At 34.0% G+C, this 26,305-nt stretch carries 17 protein-coding genes; 3 read left to right on the forward strand and 14 right to left on the reverse strand.

The genetic code is table 11. The features are described from left to right. Positions 1–4,312: T9SS type B sorting domain-containing protein (locus AACY93_RS05255; RefSeq protein WP_339611354.1), on the forward strand; the 4,312-nt coding region annotated here is incomplete at its 5' end. Between the two features lie 33 nt (positions 4,313–4,345). After that, positions 4,346–5,317, forward strand: a complete 972-nt coding sequence (locus AACY93_RS05260) for a type IX secretion system membrane protein PorP/SprF (protein ID WP_007646680.1) — start codon at positions 4,346–4,348, stop codon at positions 5,315–5,317. 33 nt (positions 5,318–5,350) lie between these two features. On the opposite strand, the gene AACY93_RS05265 is transcribed toward AACY93_RS05260, so the two are convergent. Next, positions 5,351–6,220 carry a transporter gene (locus AACY93_RS05265; RefSeq protein WP_286853558.1) on the reverse strand — a complete coding sequence of 290 codons (870 nt, stop codon included), beginning with the start codon at positions 6,218–6,220 and terminating at the stop codon, positions 5,351–5,353. Positions 6,221–6,555: 335 nt separating this feature from the next. Further along, positions 6,556–6,744, reverse strand: coding sequence for a hypothetical protein (locus AACY93_RS05270; RefSeq protein ID WP_286853559.1), 189 nt, complete (start codon positions 6,742–6,744; stop codon positions 6,556–6,558). A 209-nt stretch (positions 6,745–6,953) separates the two neighbouring features. On the opposite strand from AACY93_RS05270, the gene AACY93_RS05275 reads away from it, so the two are divergent. Next, complete coding sequence (locus AACY93_RS05275) at positions 6,954–7,703, forward strand: hypothetical protein (RefSeq protein WP_286853560.1); 750 nt, start codon at positions 6,954–6,956, stop codon at positions 7,701–7,703. 448 nt (positions 7,704–8,151) lie between these two features. Here the strand turns inward: AACY93_RS05275 and AACY93_RS05280 are convergent, their stop codons facing one another. From AACY93_RS05280 to AACY93_RS05335, 12 genes are all read right to left on the reverse strand, one after another. Then, positions 8,152–8,838 carry a hypothetical protein gene (locus AACY93_RS05280; RefSeq protein ID WP_286853561.1) on the reverse strand — a complete coding sequence of 229 codons (687 nt, stop codon included), beginning with the start codon at positions 8,836–8,838 and terminating at the stop codon, positions 8,152–8,154. Positions 8,839–9,430: 592 nt separating this feature from the next. Beyond that, entirely contained in the window at positions 9,431–11,440 is a 2,010-nt protein-coding gene (gene brxL / locus AACY93_RS05285; RefSeq protein ID WP_286853562.1) for a BREX system Lon protease-like protein BrxL, read from the reverse strand. Positions 11,441–11,477: 37 nt separating this feature from the next. Next, positions 11,478–13,973, reverse strand: coding sequence for a BREX-1 system phosphatase PglZ type A (gene pglZ / locus AACY93_RS05290; RefSeq protein ID WP_286853563.1), 2,496 nt, complete (start codon positions 13,971–13,973; stop codon positions 11,478–11,480). Positions 13,974–13,977: 4 nt separating this feature from the next. After that, positions 13,978–15,420, reverse strand: a complete 1,443-nt coding sequence (locus tag AACY93_RS05295; protein ID WP_286853564.1) for a hypothetical protein — start codon at positions 15,418–15,420, stop codon at positions 13,978–13,980. A 1-nt stretch (position 15,421) separates the two neighbouring features. Beyond that, entirely contained in the window at positions 15,422–17,047 is a 1,626-nt protein-coding gene (locus tag AACY93_RS05300) for a Rho termination factor N-terminal domain-containing protein (RefSeq protein ID WP_286853565.1), read from the reverse strand. A 10-nt stretch (positions 17,048–17,057) separates the two neighbouring features. Next, on the reverse strand, positions 17,058–18,089 hold the full coding sequence (locus AACY93_RS05305) for a 3'-5' exonuclease (protein ID WP_286853566.1): 1,032 nt from the start codon (positions 18,087–18,089) through the stop codon (positions 17,058–17,060). A 21-nt stretch (positions 18,090–18,110) separates the two neighbouring features. Further along, entirely contained in the window at positions 18,111–19,127 is a 1,017-nt protein-coding gene (locus tag AACY93_RS05310) for a DUF1848 domain-containing protein (RefSeq protein ID WP_286853567.1), read from the reverse strand. Further along, positions 19,127–19,741 carry an alpha-ketoglutarate-dependent dioxygenase AlkB gene (locus AACY93_RS05315; RefSeq protein WP_286853569.1) on the reverse strand — a complete coding sequence of 205 codons (615 nt, stop codon included), beginning with the start codon at positions 19,739–19,741 and terminating at the stop codon, positions 19,127–19,129. The genes AACY93_RS05310 and AACY93_RS05315 overlap by 1 nt, the downstream gene beginning before the upstream one ends. 11 nt (positions 19,742–19,752) lie before the next feature. Continuing rightward, on the reverse strand, positions 19,753–20,616 hold the full coding sequence (locus AACY93_RS05320; RefSeq protein WP_286853570.1) for a hypothetical protein: 864 nt from the start codon (positions 20,614–20,616) through the stop codon (positions 19,753–19,755). An 18-nt stretch (positions 20,617–20,634) separates the two neighbouring features. Next, positions 20,635–24,081 (reverse strand): BREX-1 system adenine-specific DNA-methyltransferase PglX, encoded by a 3,447-nt coding sequence (gene pglX, locus AACY93_RS05325; RefSeq protein WP_286853571.1) that lies wholly within the window; start codon positions 24,079–24,081, stop codon positions 20,635–20,637. A gap of 52 nt (positions 24,082–24,133) precedes the next feature. Further along, a complete protein-coding gene (locus AACY93_RS05330) occupies positions 24,134–24,493 on the reverse strand; it encodes a four helix bundle protein (protein WP_286853572.1) in 360 nt (119 codons plus the stop codon). Positions 24,494–24,690: 197 nt separating this feature from the next. Continuing rightward, positions 24,691–26,304 carry an RNA-binding domain-containing protein gene (locus AACY93_RS05335; RefSeq protein WP_286853573.1) on the reverse strand — a complete coding sequence of 538 codons (1,614 nt, stop codon included), beginning with the start codon at positions 26,302–26,304 and terminating at the stop codon, positions 24,691–24,693. Between the last annotated feature and the right edge of the window lies 1 nt (position 26,305).

Consider the following 26,305-nt stretch of genomic DNA (forward strand, 5'->3'; position numbering starts at 1 on the left):
CAATTCTACTTTAACAGGAACAGCTGTTACAGCAAACAACATTACCTGTACAGGAAGTGCCGATGGAAATGTATCGTTCACCATTAACAGTACCTATGGTACGGCTACCAACGTTACCTATGAAATATTTGATTCCTTATCTTTAAATACCACTGGAATTAATGGATTGGGTGTTGTACCTGCAAATGGGTCTTTACCTGTAACTAACTTAGGGCCATTGCCTTTTGGAAATTACTTTGTTTTAATAAGTGAAACTTCTGGACCTAATACTGGTTGTAGTGTGGTTTCTGTACCATTTAATATTACGGAATCAGCCATAGAGTTAAGTTTGACAGCTACAGTGGATCAGAATGCCAACTGTCATCCAAACTCTGGTGTTATCAGTGCCATAGCTACAGATGGAACACCTCCATATATGTATCAAATTACAACTTCGGCAACTGCACCACTACCAACCGATCCTTCTTGGGGATCTATAAATGTGTTCAATATGGATGCCAATAGTTATTATGTGCATGCCATGGATGCATATGGATGTATTAAAACAACACCTGTTTTGGTATTACCAATGGATCCTTCGCCAGTGATAGCTGCAAGTGTAAGCAATCAATGTAACACGGCCGAAGGTGCTTTTGAAATAGATGTAACCTTACCAACGGCAGGAATGTCTCCTTATACGTTCAGTATCAATGGAGGCGCATTTCAAACACAAACAGTTCCATTTACTATCCAGAATTTAGCTTCAGGTACGCATACCATTGAAGTAAGGGATGTGAATGGCTGTGGTAATTTGGTAAGTGTGACCATTGAACCACCTTTAGGGATTTCCCCAACAGTTACAGGCATTACAACTTGTTCTGATGATGATGGTGAAATTACAGTAACTGCCGTAGGTGGAACAGGAACTTATAATTATAGCATCAGTCCTAATCCAGCCTCTATTAGTTTAACTGGGAATGTGTTTTCTGGTGTACCTTCGGGGACTTATACAGTAACAATTACAGACACCAACACTTTATGTACGGAAGATGCAACCATTACTTTAGATGCCGCAACACCTGTAAGCTTTACAACTTCTGTAACAGATGTGAGTTGTAACGGAAGTAATGAAGGTGTTATTACGGTTAACCTGGATGCAGGAAACGATAACCCAATTTATACTTATGAAATTATTGCACCTATTGTAGTGGCACCTCAAACCTCGAATGTGTTTACAGGCTTGGCAGCAGGAACCTATACGGTTCAAGTAAATTCAGGTAGAGGTTGTTCCAATACCATGGATGTTACTGTTGGTGAACCTACTTTGCTTACTGTATCTGGAACTGCTACAGATTTTGCCTGTGCAACAGATGGATCTGTAAATGCGTCTGTGTTAACCATTACGGAAGTGGGAGGAACCCCTTCTTATACCTATAGTATTGATGGCATCAATTATTTTGGCACCAATGTGTTTGATATCTTAGATACAGGAAGTGCACAAACCATTGATATTTATGTGAAAGATGCCAATGGCTGTATTGCTACCAATACAGTAAATATATTACCATTGCCAACCTTAACTATGGCAACTGTGGCAGAAGCAACACCAATTGACTGTAACAATACAGGTTCCATAGCTATTACCGTTACAGGTGGATCAGGTAATTTTGAATATGAAATGTTGCCAAATGGCACACCACAAGCTTCCAACATCTTTGCTATCTCATCACCAGGAGATTATTATTTCCTAGTAACCGATTTAGATACAGGTTGTACCATTGCCACAGCAGCTTATACAGTGGCTCCATTTGATACCATTGATGCCATGGCAACAGCTACAACTGCTGTAACCTGTTTTGGCGATACCAATGGTGCTATGGAAATTAACGTTAGTGGATATTCTGGCACTTATACCTATGAAGTTTTTGATAACTCAGGAACATCGGTTTTAGGGCCAATAGCTACAGACACAAGTACAAACCCACAAACCATTTCTGGATTATTGGCTGGAAATTATACTGTTCAGGTTACAGAAACGGCCAGTCCGTTTTGTACCACAACAACCAATGTGGTGACCATTACATCACCTACAGAACCTTTGGCGATTGTTGCTTTGGAAACATCCAATGTTACCTGTACCAATAATTTGGGCACTATCACTGCCACAGCAACTGGTGGTTGGGGAACTTATCAATATGAATTAACAGGAGCGGCCTCGGTAGCTTATTCTTCCAATGGAACTTTTGAAAATCTAGCTGCTGGAACCTATACCGTAAATGTTATGGATGCTGGTGGTTGTATAGCCTCACAAACGCTTACATTGGACGTGCCAACACCAATAAATGCAACTGTAACACCTAGTGCGACATTGCTGGCATGCTTTGGGGATGCCAATGCAACTATTACTGTGTCAAATATTACGGGAGGACAGGGAAGTAATTACTCTTATACCTTGAATATGCTTTCCCCTACCATCAGTTCTTCCGGACCACAGACGTCACCTGTGTTTGGAAATCTTGGAGCAGGAACCTATCAAGTTTTGGTAACAGATGCCTATAGCTGTAGTTTTACTTCAGCAGATATTGTTATTACGCAACCAACTCCAATACAAGCCAGTTTGGTGGCAGAAACAACCCAAACCTGTTTAAACCAAGCCACACTTACTTTAAGCGCCACAGGTGGGACAGGGCCTTATACTTATAGCGATAACAGTACGTTAACACCAGTTTTGGGATCTTTTGCGACATCTACCACCTTCCCAGTTCCTGTAGGAACACATGCCTATTATGTGCAAGATGCCAATGGCTGTATCGCAATCGTTTCAAATGAAATAACGATTGACCCATTGCCAACATTAACCCTTAATTTGTCCTTGACAAATGCCACCATCAATTGTACAGGAGATGCTACTGGTGTGGTTGTGGCTACAGCTCAAGGTGGTTTAGGAAACTATGTTTATACTTTGCAGGATGCTAGTGGGAATACCATTCCTGCAACCCAAAATAGTCCAGGGGTATTTACAGAGCTTCCAGCTGGAAGCTATCAAGTGCATGTGGAAAGTGGTGATTGTTTAGCCACATCAGCTCCTTTTGATATTACTGAGCCATCAGCTCCATTAACTGCGCCTTTTACGGTATCAGATGTCACTTGTTATGGTGCAAACGATGGATCTGTAACCATTAATGCTTCGGGTGGAACAGGATTGATCATGTATGCTATTTCACCACAATTAAATCAGTTTTTTGATACCAATGTTTTTGAAGACTTAGAGCCGGGAACCTATGATGTAATCGTGCAAGATGAGCTGGGATGTTATGTGATGCTTAATTTCACCATTAACGAACCTGCACCTGTTGTAATAAGCATTGTGCCTAATTCCATTGTTCCAGAGGTTTGTGAAGGGGATTTAGATGGTGAATTTAGTATAGATATTTCTGGTGGTACACCTCCTTATTCTGTAAGCATAGACGATTATAATGGTCCTTACACAACCGGAACTTTAGGACAAACACAGTTTGATTTTACTGGATTGGGTGGAGGAGACCATATGGTTTATGTACGCGATAGTCAAGGTTGTGAATCTGAATGGAATATCACGTTCCCAGAATCTGTTAGAATCAATCCTTTTGTTGAAATAGAGTATACCTGTGTCAACAATGCCTCAAGTAATATTGTAACTGTTCTTGTAGATGATAGCATTACCAATCCAGACGATCTGGATTATTCCTTGGATGGAGGCCCTTACCAGGCCAGCAATGTGTTTGTGGATGTTGTTCCTGGAACTGGTCATTATATAGATGTAAGACATACCAATGGCTGTATTCAAAGAACGGAACTCTTTGATATTACATCTTTCGATCCTTTAACCCTGGTTTTAAACGATGGCGAAATAAATGAAATCATTGCAGTTGCCTCAGGAGGTTCTGGAGAGTATGAATTTACCTTGAATGGAGAATCTTATGGAAGCACCAATGTGTTTGTAATTTCAGAATCTGGAACCTATACAGTAACCGTTACAGATAGTAATGGGTGTGTGGCAACAGCATCCAGACATTTCGATTATGTGGATGTGTGCATCCCTAATTACTTTACGCCAAATGGCGATGGTGTTCTGGATGGTTGGGCTCCGGGATGCGTGGTTCATTATCCAAATCTTGACTTTGATATTTTCGATAGATATGGTAGAAAAATTGCCACCTTAAGAGTTGGTCAAACCTGGGATGGCACTTATCAAGGGAAAGAACTTCCTACTGGAGATTACTGGTATGTGGTAAGGCTTAATGATCCTAATGACAATAGGGATTTTGTTGGACATTTTACATTGTACAGATAAACCTAGGGGATTAAAATTTTAAAACGATTCAAGATGAAAAAACTAATTATATATTCTCTTTTCTTAATCTTAGCACAAAGTTACGGTCAAGAGTTGAATTTACCTGTATATACGCAATATTTGGCCGATAATCCCTTTGTGATTTCTCCTACTTATGCTGGAATTGGCGATAATTTAAAGATTCGGGCCAATGGTTTAACCCAATGGGTAGGCATCAAGGATGCACCAGACAATCAGTCCTTATATGCCGATTTTAGAATTGCCGACCGATCAGGTGTAGGAATTTCATTGTATAATGATAAAAACGGATACACGCTTCAAAAGGGTTTGAAGGTGTCTTTTGCGCACCATCTTATTTTGGATTATTACTCGAAGCAGTATTTGTCCTTCGGAATTTCATATAACCTAAACAGTTTCAGAATAGATATTGATGAATTTAGACCAACATATGAAACACCTATCATCGATCCACGTGTTACAGACGATAGGTCCATATCCAACAACAACTTTGATGTAGGTGTTTTGTATAGAAATAAAGGATTTTATTTCAGTTTAAATGCAAATAATATTTTACCAAAAGACATAGACGATTATGTTGGGATAGAACCCGATTTGCTGTTAAACTACCAAGTGTATACAGGAATAACACTTCAAAGCAAATTAAATAAAAAACTGGAATTTGAACCTTCTGTATTTTTTCAATACTTTGATAGTGACAATCGTTCCAGTACCGATATCAATATTAAAGTTAGAAAGTACGATAGGAGAGAGGACTATTTTTGGGGAGGGATCTCTTATCGTTTCTTAAACGACCAATTTTTCGATCCTTTGAATCTTGGCCCCATGGCAGGTATTAAAAAGTCCAACTTCTATTTTGCCTATTCGTATCAAATCACCATTAATGACCTAATAGGTTACAATTCAGGAACGCATATGATAACCATAGGCTTGGACTTTCTACAAGGTATTAGCAACTGTCCGTGTACACAAACACCAGTTCACTAAAATTACATGATAAAAGGGAAGAAAAATTATGTATTAAAATAAAGTTGACCAACCGAACACAAATCCGTTGGTATTTGCTCCAACCTCTTTAAAAGTGATGGTTGTGGCATAAGCTATTTTTATGGAGTGTTTTTTAAAAATGGGCATACCAGCTGAGAGACCTCCTATAAAGTTACCACGTTCATCGTCTTTAGGTTGCCTGTTTACTATGGAGTTGCCTCCTTGACCATAACCAAAACTTAAGGACGACCAAATACGGTGTTTAAATTGTTTGTTAAGGTGTGTTTGCATGGCAAATAGTGGTTTTTGTTTTTTGGTCTTATCAATATAAAAATCGTTGTTATTGGTATAGAAAAAGACTGAACTTGTCAATTCATAAGACCAGGAGCCCCAATTGTGAACAAATCCAATTTGAGGACGAATAACAAAACAATTGGCACCTATGTTCAGTAATTTATCACCATCATATTGACCCAATGGGACGCTAAGGGCTATGGAGGCTCCAACAGTAGTGTAAACAGGGTTGGCTTTCAGGTACTCCTGCATTTCTTTAAGGGTCATGGCCTTCGGACCAATAAAATTCAAGGACAAACGTAGTCTTGGATCGGCAAATCCTTGTCGTTTTACAGATTTTGGTTCACCCACCAACAAACCTTCCCACTGGGCAAAACTATAAGGAATCAAAACATCAATTCGTGCTTGCTTGTTTCCTATTTTAAAGGGTCTTACATACTGTAACGCGATTGAATTTACAGTAACAGTAGTGTTTTCTGCCTGCAATAGAGGGTCAAAGTCAATATCGCCAAAAACATGACTAAGGCCTACGCCAACCACGTTGGTTCCTAAAGGCATCGAGGTCCAACGTCTAGGTTCTATATCTTGTGAATGACTGTAAGAGCTCACAAAACATAGTAATACTATACTAAATTTACGAAATAGGTTAAGAGTACTTAAATGATGTTTCATATGAAATTTCTACCTATCAAATGTAAATAAAGTTTTAATAATGACAATTAGAAAAAGAACTCCTAACATAAATCTTTATAAAAACTGGTGAGTATAATAATAGTTGTAAAATTAATAAACCCTTGTAATTTCTTGAATTACAAGGGTTTTTGCGGAGAAAGAGGTAAGTGAACCTATCTCTTAATGCCTTTATTTATTACTGTTTCAGTCCTGTACCATTATGAGGTCACCTAATAGGTCACCTTTAAAACCTTGTGTTAAAGATACAAAATTTACTTGATTAATCCTCGTACTTTACTGATTTCAAAGCCCATAAAGTCGTAAAATTCATCGATAGTAACTAACTGATGAGCTTCTTTGTTAAGGTGGTCTTTAATCTTATTGATTATAGTTCTACCATAACGCTCACTCTTTCCTGTTACCACTTGCACGTCTTTAGGGTAAATACAGATTCTACTCATTCACTTTAAATTTAAAATTAATACTCTAACTATACTTTAGCCATACCGTAGCTGTAAAGCTCTTATATACAATATACGACAATAATCGCATTGAAAAAACTATCTATTTCGGAAGTTTTGGCAAGTTATAAACACTTCGGAAGAGTCTGTAAACATTGATGAATTATAGCACGTATATTTGATATTCATCATCAAAAAATGTATTAGTTATGGCAAAGTTAAAAGGTATTATTAAGTTAGAAGGAACGTTAGACAATTTAACGTTTTACAAGGCACAAGAAGGTTATTTGGTTAAGACCAAAGGAGGCGTTTCAAAAGAGCGTATTCAAAACGATCCTGCGTTTGAGCGTACTCGTGAAAACGGTTCTGAATTTGGTCGTTCTGCATCTTCTGGTAAATTATTAAGAACTTCTGCAAGAAACTTAATGATTAAAGCAAAAGATAATCGAGTTACAAGTCGTGTTACGCAAGTAATGACGAAAATTAAAAACTTCGATACATCCTCTATAAGAGGTGAAAGAAATGTGGCAACAGGATTGGCAACACCAGAAGGTAAAGCGGCTTTAAAAGGCTTTGATTTTAATAATAGAGCTGTTTTAAGTGCGGTTTTATTTGCTCCTTTTAGCGTTGATGGTTCTACAGGTGAAATTTCAATCCCAAATTTAACACCTACAAACGATATTGCTTATCCAAATGGTGCAACTCACGTTAGTTTTACTTCTGCTTTCTTAAAAGTTGATTTTGATACTACAGAAAATGCGATTGAGTACAGTCCGACTGTAAATATTCCAATTGATTCGACTTCTGCATCGCAAACACTAACTCCAGCAGGTGTGCCAACAGGTACAGGAAACGATATTTACTTGCTTTTGGTTGAGTTCTTTCAAGAGATTAACGGTGTTCAATATCCGCTTAAAAATGGCGCATATAACGTTTTAAACATCGTAGAAGTGGCATAAGTTTCATTCTGACCTTTGAAGCTGAAAAGAGTCCTATGGTTTTGCATCATAGGGCTTTTTCTTTTCTATTAATTTTTTAAAAGAAAACAAAAAAGAAAGCTGATGTTTTGGTAGCGTGGGTGATGCTGTCAAGGTTTTTGGATAAAAGTTTTTTATGCTAAAACCTTGATGTGTGTTTACCAATTTTGATTAAAAAGTTTTATTCAAAACCCAGAGGGCTTGACCTTTATAGCATTTAGCGTTGGCATAAGGTAGCTACCTATATTTGCTACCTTTTTTTATTTTATTATGTACTGCATTTTTAAGTTAAGCACAATTTAAAGGCTTTCAAATATAGCTCTATGTTACTTGATAATTGTTAACGAAATGAAACAAACAAAGACTTGAGTTAAGGAATACTTGGACTTAATGATGGTTTTGTGCAGATGAATGAGATAACTAATATGATTTAATTATTAATGTTTTTAATTTTAAAAGCATATAATAAATACATTAAAAAGAAATAATATAAATAATCTACATTAAAATCTTTGTCATAAACTGTATATAATGATTCTTTATCTAAAACTCTATTAATAAACTTTTTAGTATCTGCTGGCTTAATGTAATCGTGGTGGTTGTAATCATCATAAGCAAAAATTTCATTTGTCATTTCTATTTCTAATTCATCATAATTACCATTTGTAAAGCGATTAGCAAGTTCCCCTTTACTGAAGGCTTCCATACGACCCCATTTATCATCACCTTGCCAAAACTGTAAGATTTGATAGGTTTCTGATAATGTGAATGCTCTATTATTAGATAAGCCAATATTACTTATGTGCTCACCAAAATACTTATTAAAAGTACCTTTATCTTCTAAACCCGTTAATTGACGTAAATCTTTTTTAGGTATGTATTTTTTATTTGCTGTTAGTTCAAAAATTATCTTTAGTAGAAATTCTTTATTTAATTTATCGCTCTTGTGTTTTAAAAACTCGTGAGGTATAATATTACACATATAGAATATGTAAATAATTTGCCTTTCAATACTTTCTATTTTAGAACAAAATAGTACTGAAAGAATAAAGCCAGCATTAACGCCTTTACTTGCTTTAATATAATACGGTTGAAATATTCTATCGTCGAATATCATTACTAATTAAAAACATCTCACTATAAGCTATAAATATAATGAGATGTTAATAGATAAAATTAATAATTAATTTTAATTTTCTTCTCTTGAATGATGGTACTCATCATTGTTTGGATTAAGTTGATTTGAGTGATTGTCTAAATCTGCTTGTGTGTACTCGTAATCTTTGTTTAAAGCCATAATAAATAGTTTTAAAAATTAATAAATAATTGAATTACAAAGCTAAATAAGAGATAATACTGTGTAAAAGAAATATTCTACGATAGCAAATACTCTGTATAAAGTTCCAATGTGAGCGTTGGCTATAGCGGATATTTTACATAATGACCGTTATAACGCTTCAGTTGTTATAACTGCGCATTATGTAAACATAGCTTGGGTAAGTTTAGGGTTTTTATGATAAAATAATACGCAATAGCTTATTGCAGTTTGGTTTGATTTTATGAAAACCAAAGCTGTAATATGCTATTACCTTAAAGACAAAAAAAAGCTAAACTTGAATGGTGCGCGGAACAACACAAAAGACAGAGGGTTTTTGCGATAGCAATAAACTGGGTTTTGGGTTGTGGGGGAATTTATAACATATAAATTATTAACCCTTAACAAATGTTATTTCGCAAGCTTTACAAATACGTTGCTCTTGAACATACTCGCTTATATCATACCAACCACCCGTTTTTTGCCAAATGTCTAAACCTCTACCCAAAATTATTTTCCAACCATTATCAGATGTGATAGACCTATCATGAATAAAATCATCAAATTCATAAGAAAATATAATGCCCATCGATTCTAAAGAATATATCATTTGATTAAATGCTTCTTTAACATTTTCTATATAGTCTTCATTATTACTTGTAACGAGATGTAATTTGACTTCTGCATCCGTTTCTTTCTTTTCTGCTATCAATTTTGCAAACTCCATTAAATTTCTTAATTGATAAGGTAATCTTATGTAAGGATCTACAAGTGTAATATTTGAGCTGTTTAACAGATAAGCACCAAATAAATTATCATATGAAATGCCTGTTTGGTTATCCCTAATGATTTTTTGACCAGGATTCAATTGTATTCCTTCTTGAGTTTTATTAGTACTTTCATTTGAAACCATTTGGTTCTCATCTTCTTCAGAAACAACTGGCTTTGGTTTATATTGAATTTCTTCTAAAGTTTCAATATCAAATGATTCTCCTGTAGATTTGCTTATATAGCTAAAATCTACCTCTTCGAAGGTTTCATCCATTTTACGTAATTGGTCTTTAACCCTTTTCCTATTTTCGATTGCAAAATCTAATATTTCTTTCGCTTCAATTTCAGAATACGCATCATCTGGATAAATGACTTTAATTAAACCTGCATAGGTTTTTGCTATTGATGTTTTATCTCTTGTTGTAATAGAACTGGATAATTCAAAAAACTTCGTGTAATCGTGCGTACGGTCTTCTTTACGCAAGTTTTTTAATATTTCAGCGAGATAATCTACTATGAAACCGTATTCTGAAGTAAACATTTCGTTTCGTAATTTTTGCACTTCCCAACCCGGTAAGTAAGCATGCATTCGGTCTAAAAAAGCGGTGTCGTAGTAATCTTTCGGTAGTGCATCAAATAAATCACTATGTTTTAGCATATAAGCTACAGAATGATCTGTATTACCCACAAAAACCATAGATGCGGACGCGCCATATACTTGAGTACCTCTTGAAAATGACTTGTTTGCCATATAGTTTTTCATGATGTCTACTAAACCACGATCGACTCTTTTTGTTTTACCTGCAAATTCATCATAAGCAACTACATCCCAATACCCTACTAAACCAATTTCACCAGAACTGTTGTTAACAAATAACTTTGCTTTAGAAACTTCACCGCCAGATATTAAAATACCATGTGGTGACATTTCTGAATAGATATGAGATTTACCAGTTCCTTTTGGCCCTAATTCAATCAGGTTATAATTGTTTTCTACGAAAGGTACTAAACGCGTTAGTTGCAAAAGTTTTGATCTAAACGTAAATTCACTCGGATTTAAACCAATAGATTGCATTAGCATATCTATCCATTCTTCTTTTGAAAACTCTTTTCGTGTACTTTTATATTCCTCAATATCTACATTGGATACTTGAATTGGTTTTAAGCTTTCAACAAACCAAGGAATATGATCTCTTTCGTCAGAAGGTGAGTACCCTAAAGTAAGGATGCACCAAACACCGCTTGATAACAATTTTTGATGTTCTTTTATGATGCTGTCTGAAATTGGTATTCTAGTCAGTCCTAAATTAGCGAAAGACGCCTCATATCTGTCTTGACGATCATTTAATTGTACGGCCACTTTATCAATAATTCTATGAGAACCTTTTTCTCGAACCATTGATTTTATAATTTGGGATTCCTCGCGATGTACAAAATGTTTAGCTATAATAGTTTTGACTGTTTCAACCCCTTGAATAATCGTTTCTTCATCATCGGTTGCACAATATTGACCTAATAGGTATTCTAAAACGTAAGTGGGTACAATAGCATTACCTTTAACCAGTTTCGTTAGATCTTTACGGACTACTTTACCTGCGAAGTGGGTGTTTATTTTTTCATTTAATGTTTTCATATCCATTAGCTATTAGTTACTAGCGACTAGTTCCCATTTAAAATCCGTCAAAATCAGTTGTAAATGATATATTAAGTGTATAGTAATATTCTTTATATACTTTCCATTTATTAGAGCGTTCCATGGGTTCTTCGAGGACTAATTTTACGCGTTGGTTTTTATATTTACCGCTTGCCAATGCTGTTAATTGAAACCTATGTTTCACTTCGCGTTGTCTTTGGTTTTCGTCTTCGCTATCAAATACGTATTTAAACTGGTCACTTAATAGTGTATTGTCTTCGGCGAATAAGGCTGCACGTATGGTTCTGCCTAAACTATTTTTCGTTACTGCATTCATTTGAATAAATGAAACAGGTAATAAATTAGTTGTTATCTTATCTGTTGATTTAATAATATCAATTTCTACAGATGCTGTGGTGTCTTGTCTTTTTTTATTGACCTTTATTACCGGAATAACAATTTCTTGTAACGAGGTGCCTCCATGTACAAATTTAGAACCTGCTCCTTTTACACGTAGTCGGTTTACTGATTTTGGAATTAAAACATCACCAGAACTTGTAAGTCCTAATTGTTTTTGTGTAAACTGTTTTACAGTATCATTAGCACTTAAATCATTTCCTAAAACAAAACGTCTGTTGTGTTTAATAATCTCTCCATTAAGGTCTAATTTCATGAAATCGCTTTCATCAATATTTTGGTACTGATAGAGGAAACCATGATCTGAAGTGATAAGCATGTTATTACCATTCATATTGGAAATTTTCTTTAGCATTTCCATGAAGAAGTCTAATTCGTCTTCTACAGCATCAAACACTTTATCTTCAGTAGTTTTGTCATCCCCTGTTTTATCAATTCTATTATGATAGATATAAATAACATCGTATTGCTTTACAAATTCTCTACCATCTGTATTGGCATTCAATTGCATAAAGTCATCCGCTTTTATTGCAGTCGCTCTTGCTTCTGAATTATGTTGTAATATTTTTGCTCTTCCAATAACCCCAGAAGCGGACATGCCATCAACACTTACTGCATCGTTACCTTCATCAATCTTTATATCTGTATTGGGAAGCAATGACGCCATACCTAATTGTGTATAGGAAGGTATTGAAGCCACTAACCCTTGTATTGAAGCATCATAGCGATTTTCTTTTACTAAAAGACTATTTAATTCTGCCCCACATTCGTAACGTAAAGCATCTGAAATAATCACAAAAACACGTTGGTTTTTATCTACAAAAGGTTTTACATGTTGCTGATAAAATTGACGTTGCGCATAACTTTCGTTAACTGGCCAAGTATCTATAGTATTAATGACCTCTTGCCATTGGTTGTTAAATGGCAATAACCAAGCATTGGTATATAGTTTTTCTATAGTATTTGACAATACGCCTAACACGCTATCATGGTTTGATTTTCTATACCACAATATGAATTTGCGATACAAATAGTCTATTTCATAATGGGTGTTGGTATAGTCTTGCAGGCCATTAACAATCGATTTAAAACTGCTTTTTGACGTTTTTATTTTATGTTGTAATTGTGATGCAAATGCAATGCATTGATAATAGGATTCAAATTCTGTGTACCAAAATTTATTTTCTCTAGATTTGATACTATTTTGAATAAAATCATGTGATATATTTTCATTAATTAATCTATTTACCAATTCATAGATTACTTTTTTATCTATTAATTTAAACAGATCTTCCTCTAAAATTGTTTCAAGATTTATGGCGTTTAAACTGCCTTCTATGTTTAAATCTACAGCAATTTTTTCTGAAATGGTATTGAAACCAGTTCTATAGGTGATGGTGTCTTTCCAAAGCGACAGTAACAATTTAGACTCTTTTGATAATTTAGATGTTTCCGTTGTAATGACACTATTGCTAAAGGCTTCAATTAAGAAATCATATATTTTGGGGGCTTTATTTTGGTATTTAAACTTATCATGAATTTCATTCCAATAGAAATCCACTAAATTGTAACGCTCCAGATCACGATCCATTTTTTCGTTGCCATTGGCAAATGCGGTTCCATGTGCATGAATAAAGGTATTTAAGTTAACGTGTTCCGTGTTAAAGACTACTGCCAACATTTTATAACGAATATCATTATGGCTATCACCATCACCTAATAAGCTTTTTAAATTGTCTAAACGCTCTTTAGATTTAAAGAATAATAGATGCTTCGCTACTAATGCTTTGAAATTAAAGTCTAACCCTAATTCTTGTAATATAATGGCTTCTTGATCGGTGTGGAATTGGTGATATGCCAACTCTAAATCCAACAACCAGTTTTCGTTGTTTTTTGGTTTTTTGGTATTAAAATAGAGTAAGTATTTTTCTTCAGCCTTTTTGGTTGTTACGCTGTGTTTTACTTCAAATTCGTTGCCGTTTACATGTACTTTTTCAATAGTATCAAATACTAAATTTTCAAAATCCTCTTTGAGTTCACTGTTCTCATCATACCAAAATATGACATCGTGCGATTTAAATTTATGTTCTAATGCTTCTTGTATTTTTTGGCTCATTTTTTTAAAGTTCAATTTTAAAAACACGTATTACTTTTGACCAGGTTCTAATCCATTCGCCTGCATTTTTTGTTTGAGAAAGCAATAATTCTATATTTAACCCAATTTGTAACATATTTTCAACAAAAGTTTCTATCCGTTGTGTCCTGGTGATATTAATACAAGGACTAACAACAATAAAATAATTAATTCCTTTAAACGATTTTGTAATTAAATCTATTAATTCACTTAACTTAAAAAGTTCCATATCTATAACGTTAGAAAAAATATGCACTTTTGCAATGTTGTTTCCATTTTCTAAAAAATCATTTGCATCTAAATCATCAAACTTTTTGTTAATTGTAATTATATTATCTATATCGTTTTCAATATGTAATGCTGCACGTTTTAATGCAAGCAATGAAGGCTCAATAAGCGTTACGGAATCTACAGCATCCATATATCTTTCTAAAAACATTTTAGAAGCTGGTGCTTGACCACAACCCCAGTCGTATAATGAGATGTTATTTAAATCACTAGGAAGGCAACTAAAAGCATCTTCCAATTTTTTTATATGCATTGGGCCAAGTTGGGACATGTATACAGTAAGTTGTTCTTCTTCCTCTAAAATATTAGTTCCCCTTCCTAACGAATTAAAAATTTTACTTGTATTACTTAATCTGTAATATAAATTTCGATTTAGCTGGAAAATATCATTCATTGAATGATATTTAGAATTTATGATATTAGCATATTGCGTCCCACTTTCAATTAGTAACCCTTTGAGGTATTTTAACGGCTTCTGACTTCTCTCTAAATAATCATCTAAAATCGATTTAATTTTATCGTAAGGATTATTATTGAAATCGGTTGAAACATTTAAAACACTTTCTAATATTTTATCCTCTAAAAATGAGTGTGTTTCGTTATTATAACTGGTTTTTAATAAACTTTTAATTTGATTAATTAAAGATTCGTTGAATTCAGAAAAATGCAATAGAGCCGTTGCAAAATAGTTAACTAAAATTGTAATAGGTTCTTTTCTGTTATCAGACTCTGTTAAATATGCTTCTTCTAATAAGTCAAGTATAATTGGGTATTTTAAAATAAATTCAGATCCATCTCTTGAATTCATAAAAATGGATGATGCCTTAATAACTTTTGATTGTTCTAAATTTTCATTATCCAGAATTCGTAAAAAGTGTTCAAAAACAAAAGGTTCATTTAATCTAACCGCAGTATTTAGTATTAAATTAAGATATGCTTCATTTTTAGATTCAGAAAAATTTAGCAATGCTACTTTTTGAGAGTGTAAAGCTAATGACCTGAAATTATTTCTATCATTTACAAGGGATTCGTGATTAGAAAGTATATAATAATCATAAATTTCATCAAATCTAGAGTTTATAAATTCTTGTAACTTTGAAGTGCTTTCCAAAGCACTACTATAGAACTGAACAAAGCTCATACTATTGATTTTGGTTATCTAAAATAAATTCTAGTAGCTCTTTTTTATTCATTTTAGAATAACCTTTATAACCAGATTTTTTACATAATTCTTTGAGCTCTTTTACTGATAATTTATTAAGTTGAATTGAGTCATGAATTTCATCACTTAATTCTTGAGAATTATCAAATAACAAAATTTCTACAGGCTCATCTTCTTTAAAAACACCCTTTGATTCTAATTTTTTATCCTCCTCATTATCAGTAGAAATTAAATCTGTTTTATTTTCTTGGGTAACAGGTTGAGGGTTTTGCCCCATTGTTGGTGAGCTTTCTGTGTTCTCTTGATTTACATCAATTGTTGACTTAATTAAATTTTTTGCGCTTTCAGTTACTTTTGATTCTTCAATATTTAATTCTTTTTTTTTAAACCAATCAACAATAACATTTTGAAGTTCTCGTATTAAAGACTGAATGTTAATTTTTTCTTTTACTGGTTTAGCGAAAGCATAATAATTACCCAGTATATTGGCATACAGAAAGCCTTCCTTTTTTTGATTTTTAATTTCATTAATTATACTTAAATCTAGATAATTGAAAGTATCACTTTTGACTTTGTCATTAAATGCGTATTGAAAAAGGGATTCAATAGTGTAAACTTGCAAAGCACTATTTAAATTAAACTTCACATCAATTTCACCTTTTTTACTTTCATATTTATTTCTTAAAGCTTTATAGCCATTTGATAATCCGTAAACCAACGCTAGTTCTTCTACATATTCTTGTTTTAATTCAGAAAACAAACCGGATACAATATCATGATCGCTTTTTACTTTACCTTTACCATAAGTCGCTAAAATGCCTAATTTATATGTTAATGTATTTGGATTTAAATCATTAAAGAGGATTGTATTGAATTTTTTTTGAAGTTTTACTTTTTCTTTTTTTGCTATTTGTGTTACCATATCTAATGTGATATCTTTTGCTAGATATTGAAACGCATGATAATCTTGGGTAAAAATATTATGGTATTTTTCGTTGACATCTATGTTTTGAGCTAGTAAATCCTTTTCAATCTTTTTATTAAAAAAAGAAATTGCAGATAAGTAATTTTCTGGTACATCAAGATCTAAATCACTTAATAAACTTACTCTCATAAAAGCAAAACCACCCATTAGACGATTAAAACTTTTTATAGACTTCTCTATATCTTTATTATTATCTTCCTTTACTTCAATTTTTTCAGTTAATTCAATAGTTTCATTATCGATTTTATCTTCATAATATATCGCCCATTTAGGAATAAATGCAGCTCCACTGTTAATGTTCCAAATAACTGTTTCTCCTTTTTCTTTGTTATTAAATATTATTTTTTGCGTTCTAGAAATCGGGTAACAATCCAAGCTTAAAAAATAATTGTTTTGAATTTGTTGCAGTTTTGCAATTTCTTGTTCGTTTAAAACAATTTCAATAGAACAATCTGAATTTGTATTCCATTTTTTATCAGAAAGCAATACATAAGAATCATATATGTTTTGAATGTCGGACTCCCTATTTTGCATAAACTTTGCGGGACAAATAATACCACGAACCCAATAGTGTGCTAAAGTATTTGCATTAAGATGAATAAAAAAAGATTTTGATTTCATACCTTTCTATTTAAAATGTTTCTACTTCAATGGTTCCTCTATTAATTGCCATTTCTAAAAACTCAAGGTTTTCATCTTGGTAATAGGGATGACTATTATTCATAAGAAATACATTGTTTTTTGAACGTGTTAACACCACGTAAATATCTTTTTCGGATATTAAATGTCCGTGTTGTTGTAACCAAAAATTATAACTATGCATGTTTGGTACTATAACCGTGTTAAATTCTAATCCCTTACAAGATTTAAATGTTGTCACATGCACACGTTCAATACTATGTAACTGTTCTTGCTCATTTACGAATTTTGTACATCGAATACCTTTTGCAGTTAATTCATTATAAAAGTTAATAACATTTGTAGTAAAAGGATCTAAAATGGCAATATTGTGTGAAGGATCTGAATAGGTTGATATTATTTCTAATATGGCGTTTAATTGTTTGCCTTTATCATTACCAAGATGTATTAATTGTGGTACTGGACCATTAGATAAACCATCTTGAATTACTTTATCGGGTTGAATACTACGTACAAACCGTGTAATTTGTCTTGTATTTCTAAAATTGGTACTTAATGTAAAACTTCGATTTCTAAATTTATTTTGTAAGTCTCTGGAATAGCTACAATTTTCAGGATATAAGATTTGGTTATCATCTGTAGTATACGAAACAGCAGAAGCATATCTTTTTAAAAAATCATACGTATCTAAAGATACATCTTGCGCTTCATCTACTATGATTTCATCATAGCCAGGTTTAGCCAAATGATGTCTCCACCAATACGTTCTGTTAACATTATTTGAGGCTAAAACATTTTTAGTCCTGCAAGTTTCAGCAAGAAAGCGTTCTAAAGATTTGGTGTAGGTTAACAGTAAGCTTTTACATTTGCCTGTATCGTAATTACGTATGTGTCTCCATAAGCCTACAACACTTTTACCAGTCCCAGGACCACCAGAAACGGCAATAGCATTGGGCTCGTTTAAAACCGCTTGTTGATCAATGGTAAGGTCTGTTATTACTGGAAGTTGAAAATGATATCCCATAACTAAATTTATTTTAATACTTTAAATACCAACTATGGTATCTGCAAATTGGTTTTCTTTATGTTTTTTATAATTTTTTAACGCTAATTCTTTAGAGGTATTTGCGTAGCAATACACACACTCATGCGGACAGGTATTGTATTGTCCAATATCTTTACTCATAATACAACCACAAGCTTCGCGTTGCCCTTTGTCTTTAAGCACTTTTGTTTTTTGCACTTTATTTGAAGGTTCAAACAAGGTTGCTTCTTCAAATTTTACCCCTAAAAAGTCCATTAATACCACATCGTCGCTAAACAGTTCAATCATCAAGTCATCGTCAACACATTTATTGTGTTTTACGCCATATTGCTCTAATGGTATTTTTTCGGCACAGGTAGCTATTTCTAGATTCCAGTTTTTGTTTAATTCTTGAAGGCCTTTAGCAAATTGATGCATGGTTGCTTCTGTAAACTCTATATGATTGATATTTTCTTTATTCAGGTTATTGGCTACTTTTTTGTAAATAGCAATATCTGCAAAACTGAATACTAATTTTCTGGTGTGGTCTTTTAGCTGATCGCCAATATTTTTTACCCTGCTCAATAATTCATCCACGGTAATATGGTGGGTTAATATTAGTGGGTCGAAGCGCCAAACCACACGTTCTTTTCCAATACGTTCTGAAAGTGCTTTAAAGGTTTTTATTCTACTTTCTAACCTTGGTACTTTGCCTTCAAAACCTTCTTTATCATAATCATTTAAAGAAAATTGAAAATAATAATTTTTCACTTCTTTCTCTAAAAAATCTAAATGTTTCATCATAGGTTTTGGATTTTTTGTCCAAAACACGACGCATCTGGTATTTTTAAAAGCGACATACGAAGGCACACCATTAAACGGATTCATCCATTTTACGTAGCCTTTTTTCCAACGCTCTACAAACCAATCGGCATAAAAGGTTGGAATATCGGTAGAGCGACTTGCCGAAATAATGACTGGTGCTTGCGCACTCACTACATCGCCATCATCATTTTGTATGTCTACTTTTTTCCACATTATTTTATCACTCTAAAGGTTAAATTAACACGCTCTTGTGTTATGGTTTTGCTTTTTGGTATCTGGTGTTTCCAGAAATGCTGCAATTCGCCTTGCATAATAAGTAAACTACCGTGTTTTAACAAAATATCTATACGCTCGTTGGTGTCTTTATGTTTTAATTGAAACTTGCGTTCTGCACCAAAATTAACCGATGCAATTACCGGGTTTTCGCCCAATTCCTTTTCAGCATCTGTATGCCAAGAAATGGAATCGTTGCCATCGCGATAACGATTTAATAACACACTATTAAATACAACACCAGCTTTAGGTTCTATATCTGCTTTTATTTTAGCTAAACCTGGACTCCAAGGATGTGGTTGTAATGTAATGCCCGAAAAACTATAAGGTTTATCATTATCACCATACCATGCTGTTAAGCGTGGAAAAGGAATTTCCTTACCGTACATTTTCATGGATTCTTGTTTCCATTTAATATCACTTATTAAGCGCTTTAAATAGGTATCTGCTGTGGCTTTGTTATAAAAATTAGGAATATAAATGTATTCCCCATTGTTTATTTTTACGGGTTCGCCATAGCTTGGTTCTTTTGAAAATATATCTAATTGATCCATGAATTTAATACTTAACTATTATACTCGTCTTTTGCACGCGATACTAAATCCTTAATAAGTTCCATATTGGTTTTTACATCTTTGGCATTTAGCCTTAACCTATAATTTTTCCATTGTTTATCATAAGGTAAGGTATCAAAATCAGAGCTTTCAAGTAATTCATCAATTTCTTCGACTTTTTCCAATTTAATATTTGCAATCACTACAGATTTACGTGGAATAAACGAAATAAAATTATTCGCTATATTATCTTTTTCTAAACCTATATAATGTTTATTATATTTTAATTTATAATCACTTGTTATTTCTCCTAATTCACTTAAAATTTTCTCTGTTAATTTTACAGAATTTGCAGACGCTCTATTTTCCCAATAGGCTTTATCTGTTGGTTCTATTATAGTATCTTCATCTAATAATTCAAATTTCACCTCATCCAGCACTTTAGTAAAGAAAAGCGACATGTTTTCGCCAACTTTTAACGCTTTTACTTGGATAGCAATTAATGGGATAAATCCGTTAAAAAGAGAAATTACATTTAAAAACCTACTAGTTATGTCTTCCGCAATAATAACTGCACAATGATTGTATTGTGGGTTTTTTTTGCGCTCTAAATCCCAATATTCAATGGTTCTAATAATATGAGATTCATCTGTTTTACCTAATTGAATCTCTACTTCATACCGTTTTTTATCCTCTGGGTCGTAAAGAATGGTATCTAATCGGCCACCACCAACCATAATCTTTTCGGTATCCCTAAATTCCAGTTCACCTAATCCCAATATACTCGGATCTTCTTCTATTTTAGCTTGTAGCCACTTTTCGTTAAACTCTTTGCTATTTTTAAGGCTTATTATTTCTGGTTTTATATAATTCATTATGCTTAATTTATGTACTTACCTTATTTCCGTTACATCTATCCAATCAAATTTTCTCACTTTGTCTTTGGTTTTTTTATCATTCAAACCGCTAACTTCTTTAATGAGGTTTCCAAACTTGTTGTAGTTTACCAACACACCATCATCTAAATCGATGCTGATGCGGTCTGTTGCCATTTTGTAAAGTTCGCGTTCGTATTCTTGTAATTCTAGCAATACTTTGTGTATGCGGTCTTCTTCTTTGGCGGCTAGGGTTTGCTCTCTGGCGGTACCTACATTTTTAATATGCGCTTGTCGGTCTAACTCTGCAGTTAGTTTTTCACGGTAGTCTTTTAGGTAGCCGTTTAGTATTTGGTTAAGCGTGTCTGGTGTGTAACGGTGCATATAAATAAGCACGTTAAACGCACCAGATGGCGATGAGAACATCCAGTAAATTGGGCGTTTTTTATAACGCTTCCAATGGTCATTGTAAAAATCTTTAAGGAAGTATTTACGGATGTCTTTACCCAAACATTCCTCCACAAACGCTAGGTTTTTCTCGAAGTTGGCTTTGCCAAAAGTGACTTTTAAAAACTCGTAAAAACGACCTACAATGTCGTCTTCAAACCATTCGTTGTCTAGGATGGGGATGATGTTGTCGTCGTCGGGCATAAAACTAGTGGCTAGTTGCTGGTTGCTAGTTGCTAGTTTATTAAGGTAGTCTTCTAGGGTTTCACCTTGGTTGGCGAGGATGAGACCAGGTTGGTCTAGGCTGTAACGCCCAAACATACAACCTACCGCATAACTTACAAATTGTTGCAACACCTCTTTGGCATTAAACACCAATTGGTTATTGACGATGCTGGTTTCTTCTTTTAAAATGGTAATGTCTTCTAACGGCACGTCTGGTTTAAGCTCGTCTTGTAAGCCGTAAATGTCTATAAATTGTTTATTGAGTGCTTCTTCGTTTTTATGTAGCTCCATAAACTTGTTTTGCCAGTAGTGGCAATAGCTATCATAGGCTTCTTCTAGGCCTGTACCGAGCGAAGTCGAGGTGTCTTGACCTTTGATGCGAATGAGCTCGTTTTGTTGGAAATTCCAAGCCGTTTCTCTTGAATCCCAATCAAATTTTGAAATGTTAATTTGAGATTTAACTTTAATATTTATCTCATCTTTAAATTGAGTAATAAGGTTAGGTAAGGATAATATATCTCCTGTTAAAATGTTCAATGTAGGGTTAAGTGCTGGTAGAATAATTTCTACAACTTTTGAATTTAAAAATCCAAGTACATAAAAGATATCTTGTTGATGATCTGAAAATATAGAAGGCGCTGCAACATTAAAAACCTTTGATATAGTATATCTAAATGAAGCTCTACTACTCGTTACCATTGTCCAAGTAACTCCTTCTTTAAAATAGTAATCTTTTGAACCACGCCTTACTGATTTCGTGGTTTTCCCTTCTGTCCATAAATCCCAAATATTTATAATATACTCATTATTTCCATAATATTTCCGATACGAACCACCTTTATTTATTGGAACCCATCTAACTAATGAATCTCTCTTATATTTCTCTTCATTAAATGAAATATTCTTAAACTTAATTTCATACCATAATTTAAGTAGTGCAGCATCATTACCTGATACTATACCAGCTTTAGCAATAAACTTTTCTTCTATCTTTTCTTTAGTGAACGAATCAATAATTTTATTAGTTAGCCAGTAACCTAAACTTGTACTAGGTATTTTATTAAAATCAGATTGTTTAAAGGAATAGAACCAACCACAATCTCTATTTCGAATTGCTTCTAATGTTTTAGGTCCTTGTTGTTTTGAACCACGAAATTTTGATAATTTGATATAATTACCATTTAAATAATTATCTGGCTTATTTTTAATTGTAAAAGTACAAATAGGTACGGTGGCACCATCAAAACCAGAATATTCTAATTGTACCAAATTATTTATTTGATGCCTTTTTAATATTATTTTTCTAATCTTTTCATAACTTTCTATAAACATCCAAACAAAAGGCGTCATATATCCAGTCAAACCATCACCATCGCACAACTCTAAACAACGTAATATAAAGGTTGCAAAAAGGTCGTATTTTGTTTCAGGATAATTGGCTTCAACAAATTGTTTTAAACTACCTTCCATACGCGACGAACTTATGTATGGTGGGTTGGTTACTACACAATCGTAGCGTTGCCCTAATAATTTATAGAGTTTAAATACTTCTTTTTGGCGTTCGGCAAATAGTGAGTTGTTCTCTATTTTAAAATCAGCAACCTCTTTAGGGTCTACTCGAATTAACGAGCCTAACGCTGTGGCATTTTTAAATTTGTTATCGAACTCAAAGTCTTGGTAGTAGGAAATATTGGGTTCTATATGTTCTTTTGCAACGGTACGTAAAAAACGACGTTGTTTTTGGCGACCTTTCATTAACAACACAAAGGATGCTATTTGCGCTGCACGTTGGTCTATATCTACACCATATAAATTTTTAGTGATAATGAGTGTTGGGATTTCAGAAGGATTGTAACCTTCTTCTTCGTAGATTTTGTAAAACACATCAAACGCATACGACAAAATGTGTCCAGAACCCACACAAGGTTCAAAGAATTTGATGTCTTCAATACTTTTAGGTTCGCGTTTGTGTAATTTATCGGTATAGGTTGGTTTAATGTAAAACTCCAACGATTCCATGACTTTAGAATCTGGACGAATTTCTGACCAAATTTGCCCTAAAGTATTATCAACCATATACTGCACAATCCATTTTGGTGTAAATAATTGTGATGCTGGTGCTAGTTCGTTTTTGGCGTATTTCTTTTTAGAACTAATCAATTTTTCATTTAACGCCGAAATATAAAACTGGTACAACCAACCTAAAATTTCTACTTCTTGGCAGTCTTCTGGCAGCATGCCTTGTTTTATGTCTTCTATAATAGAAAAGCTAGAGATAAGGTCGTCTGGTAAGAGCAGCTCCGAGTAATCGTTAATACGTTCAAACAAAAACGGAAATACGGTGTGCAAATGATTGCAAGACCCAACTAACAACTCTCTGTAGGCTTCGTTTTGGGCATTGGCACTAGGTATGGTACCATCTAATATTTGGTAAATGCGTTGGTGGTTTACAGGTAACTCTTGCGGTATGTTACCCGCTTTAGCTTCTTGTAATAACTCTGGTAAGGTAGCATTACTGGCTGGCGATACGACTTTTATGCCTATGGGTTCGTAACCGTTTACATCCATAAACCGTAAGGCTACTAAACGGTTGAACCAGGTATAGGCAACCGTATCAATCACCTGTTGCTTATTGCTTTTATTAATGGCTTCTTGCAACTGTTTTATTTGGTTGGCTTTTTCGCGTAACTCTGCCGAGTCGGTAGTGAGTACCTTTTCTAACTTTGCGCCAATTTGGTCCAGTAGTTTTAAGCGTGCTGCTTGTGCGAAGCGTTTTAGGTTGTTGGTGTTCATATTTTAGTTGTTAGTTGCTAGTTGCTAGTTGCTAGTGGCTAGTGGCTAGTAATTAGCGGCTAGTTCTCAGTGCTTGATTGTATTTGTTGATCATTTTTTGAATTTGGGTTAGTTCTTCCAAAAGTGGCTGTATGTCTTTTGAATTAGCGAACCCTAAATTTTCAGATACTATTAATTGTGTTTCTAGCTCGAAAGCCGACCCTAATGCCATATCTAAAAAGCGTGCTAAATCTGGTGTTGAATTTTTACCGCAACCTTCTGCAATATTAGAAGGAATGGATATCATTGCTCTTCGTATTTGTGATGTTAACCCATAAACCTCTGTTTTTGGAAATGTATCGGTTAGCACATAAACAGACTTTACCATTGTCATGCTTCGTTGCCAAATGTCGAGATTTTTGAAGTTTTTCATGTTTTATTTAGTTTTTAGTGGTTAGCAACTAGTGGCTAGTGGCTAGTCACTAGTTGCAGTGTCTTAATTATTGGTTCATTTATTAGTTCATTTATTGGTTCAACAACAATTTTCGCTAGCCATAAAACCTTTAATAGATACTGATTTACAATGAATTATGCTTTTTTTATTGGTTCATTTATTGGTTCATTATTGGTTCATCTTTCGTTTAAATACGCTCCTATAACCCATTTACCATCTTTTTTTGAACCTTCACGTCTTATAATGTTTTTATTTTTTAATTTTTTAATAATTCTTTTTACAGTGCTCTCACTAACACCTATAATTTTAGCGGCTTCTTTAGTGGTGATGTCTTTATTAAAAATAACCAATAATAGCATAATAAATGTATTATTCCCAAACTGTTCTCTAACTGTTCCCAAACTGTCCCCAAACTGTTCCCGAACAGTTCCCAAAGGCTTTCCGAAGGTTTTCGAAATAAATAGCATAACGTCTTCATTGTTTTGTTCCACCAAATTGATAACAACATCTATATTTACTGGCTGCTTTTTAAGTGCTGTCCGAAGTTTCCCCGAAGTTTCTCCGAAGTTTTTTTGAAATCTCTCCGAAGCTTCTCCGAAATCTTGTTGCTCTTGGGTGTTTAGTTTTAAAATGGTAGCATCAAAGCTTATATCGTACTCGGGTAAAGTTTGGTTGTACGCGTTCCAGTTTGTTTCAATTTTATCGAAACCAAAACCTGCGTTTTCTGCCAATCGTACCATACGGAACAATTTAGATAGCAAAGGATTTCTGGGTAAGGACAAGTCTTTTGCTTTTAATTCTTCTAAAGGTTTAGGCAACCCACCCGGATTGTAAAATTCTATATGGTTGGTAAACATACGGATGCGCGCATATGAGGGTGCAAAATAATCGGCATGCATCAACATATTTACCAAAGCTTCGCGAATGGCTTTTAAACCTGGCGACAACTCTTGAGCAAAACCTTGTTCGGTAATTTGAAATGATACGTCCACTTTTTGTTTTAAACGCTGAAAACAGGCAAAGTAATAATCCCATAAGTTTTCGTGTTCGTCTAAACGAAACGTGTAATTGGTTGTGGCATTGGTAATGGATGTTCCCGGTATTTCTAGTAAATCGATTCTGAAATCGGCAAAATGTTTTTCTATAATCTCGCGTTTACCTAAAAACAATAAGCCGGCATAAGTTAATTGTCCGTTTTCTAGAATTCGTAATTTGGACAAAAATTCATCATCATCAAAACGGTTGTAACTTACATCTGGGTTAAAACGTGCCATATAATCCCGGTACTGCTTTAAGGATGTAGTATGTATATCTGATACAGACGTATTAGGTGCTGCTTCTGATGTTTTTGTACCAAAGGTTTGGTCTCTAAACATCGCATCTATTTCTTCTTTAGTAGCACGTTGGTCTGAACTGCCACGACGTATAAAAGTATTCTGTAAACTATTATAATAAACGGGTTTGTTTTTTGATGCAGGTACATAAAAAGCCAGTAAAGTGTTACCGTTTATAGCATACTTTGCTTGTTTAGTAGTAACGAAAACATTGAATTTGCCAGAACGGATGGCATTCAAAAAATCCTGTTCAATTTTTTCTGGATTACTTAAGCCCTGAACTTCAAATTGTTTACCGTTTTGTTTTACCCCAAAAACCAACCAACCGCCAGAGGTATTGGAAAATGCCGATACGGTTTCCCAAGTATCTTTGGGTAATTCGCCTTTAGCGGCTTTTACCTCAAAATCTTCCCATTCTAGGTCGGTCAATTTTTCTATGAGTTGGTCTTTAGTCATT

Origin of the sequence: uncultured Xanthomarina sp. (genome assembly GCF_963971605.1) — a bacterium.
Taxonomy (GTDB): domain Bacteria; phylum Bacteroidota; class Bacteroidia; order Flavobacteriales; family Flavobacteriaceae; genus Xanthomarina; species Xanthomarina gelatinilytica.

Excerpts from the sequence above, each read along its gene's own strand:
- AACY93_RS05260 (WP_007646680.1), top strand. The coding sequence starts at position 4,346 with ATGAAAAAACTAATTATATATTCTCTTTTCTTAATCTTAGCACAAAGT.
- AACY93_RS05270 (WP_286853559.1), bottom strand. The coding sequence starts at position 6,744 with ATGAGTAGAATCTGTATTTACCCTAAAGACGTGCAAGTGGTAACAGGA.
- AACY93_RS05275 (WP_286853560.1), top strand. The coding sequence starts at position 6,954 with ATGGCAAAGTTAAAAGGTATTATTAAGTTAGAAGGAACGTTAGACAAT.
- AACY93_RS05280 (WP_286853561.1), bottom strand. The coding sequence starts at position 8,838 with ATGATATTCGACGATAGAATATTTCAACCGTATTATATTAAAGCAAGT.
- brxL (WP_286853562.1), bottom strand. The coding sequence starts at position 11,440 with ATGAAAACATTAAATGAAAAAATAAACACCCACTTCGCAGGTAAAGTA.
- pglZ (WP_286853563.1), bottom strand. The coding sequence starts at position 13,973 with ATGAGCCAAAAAATACAAGAAGCATTAGAACATAAATTTAAATCGCAC.
- AACY93_RS05295 (WP_286853564.1), bottom strand. The coding sequence starts at position 15,420 with ATGAGCTTTGTTCAGTTCTATAGTAGTGCTTTGGAAAGCACTTCAAAG.
- AACY93_RS05300 (WP_286853565.1), bottom strand. The coding sequence starts at position 17,047 with ATGAAATCAAAATCTTTTTTTATTCATCTTAATGCAAATACTTTAGCA.
- AACY93_RS05305 (WP_286853566.1), bottom strand. The coding sequence starts at position 18,089 with ATGGGATATCATTTTCAACTTCCAGTAATAACAGACCTTACCATTGAT.
- AACY93_RS05310 (WP_286853567.1), bottom strand. The coding sequence starts at position 19,127 with ATGTGGAAAAAAGTAGACATACAAAATGATGATGGCGATGTAGTGAGT.
- AACY93_RS05315 (WP_286853569.1), bottom strand. The coding sequence starts at position 19,741 with ATGGATCAATTAGATATATTTTCAAAAGAACCAAGCTATGGCGAACCC.
- AACY93_RS05320 (WP_286853570.1), bottom strand. The coding sequence starts at position 20,616 with ATGAATTATATAAAACCAGAAATAATAAGCCTTAAAAATAGCAAAGAG.
- pglX (WP_286853571.1), bottom strand. The coding sequence starts at position 24,081 with ATGAACACCAACAACCTAAAACGCTTCGCACAAGCAGCACGCTTAAAA.
- AACY93_RS05330 (WP_286853572.1), bottom strand. The coding sequence starts at position 24,493 with ATGAAAAACTTCAAAAATCTCGACATTTGGCAACGAAGCATGACAATG.
- AACY93_RS05335 (WP_286853573.1), bottom strand. The coding sequence starts at position 26,304 with ATGACTAAAGACCAACTCATAGAAAAATTGACCGACCTAGAATGGGAA.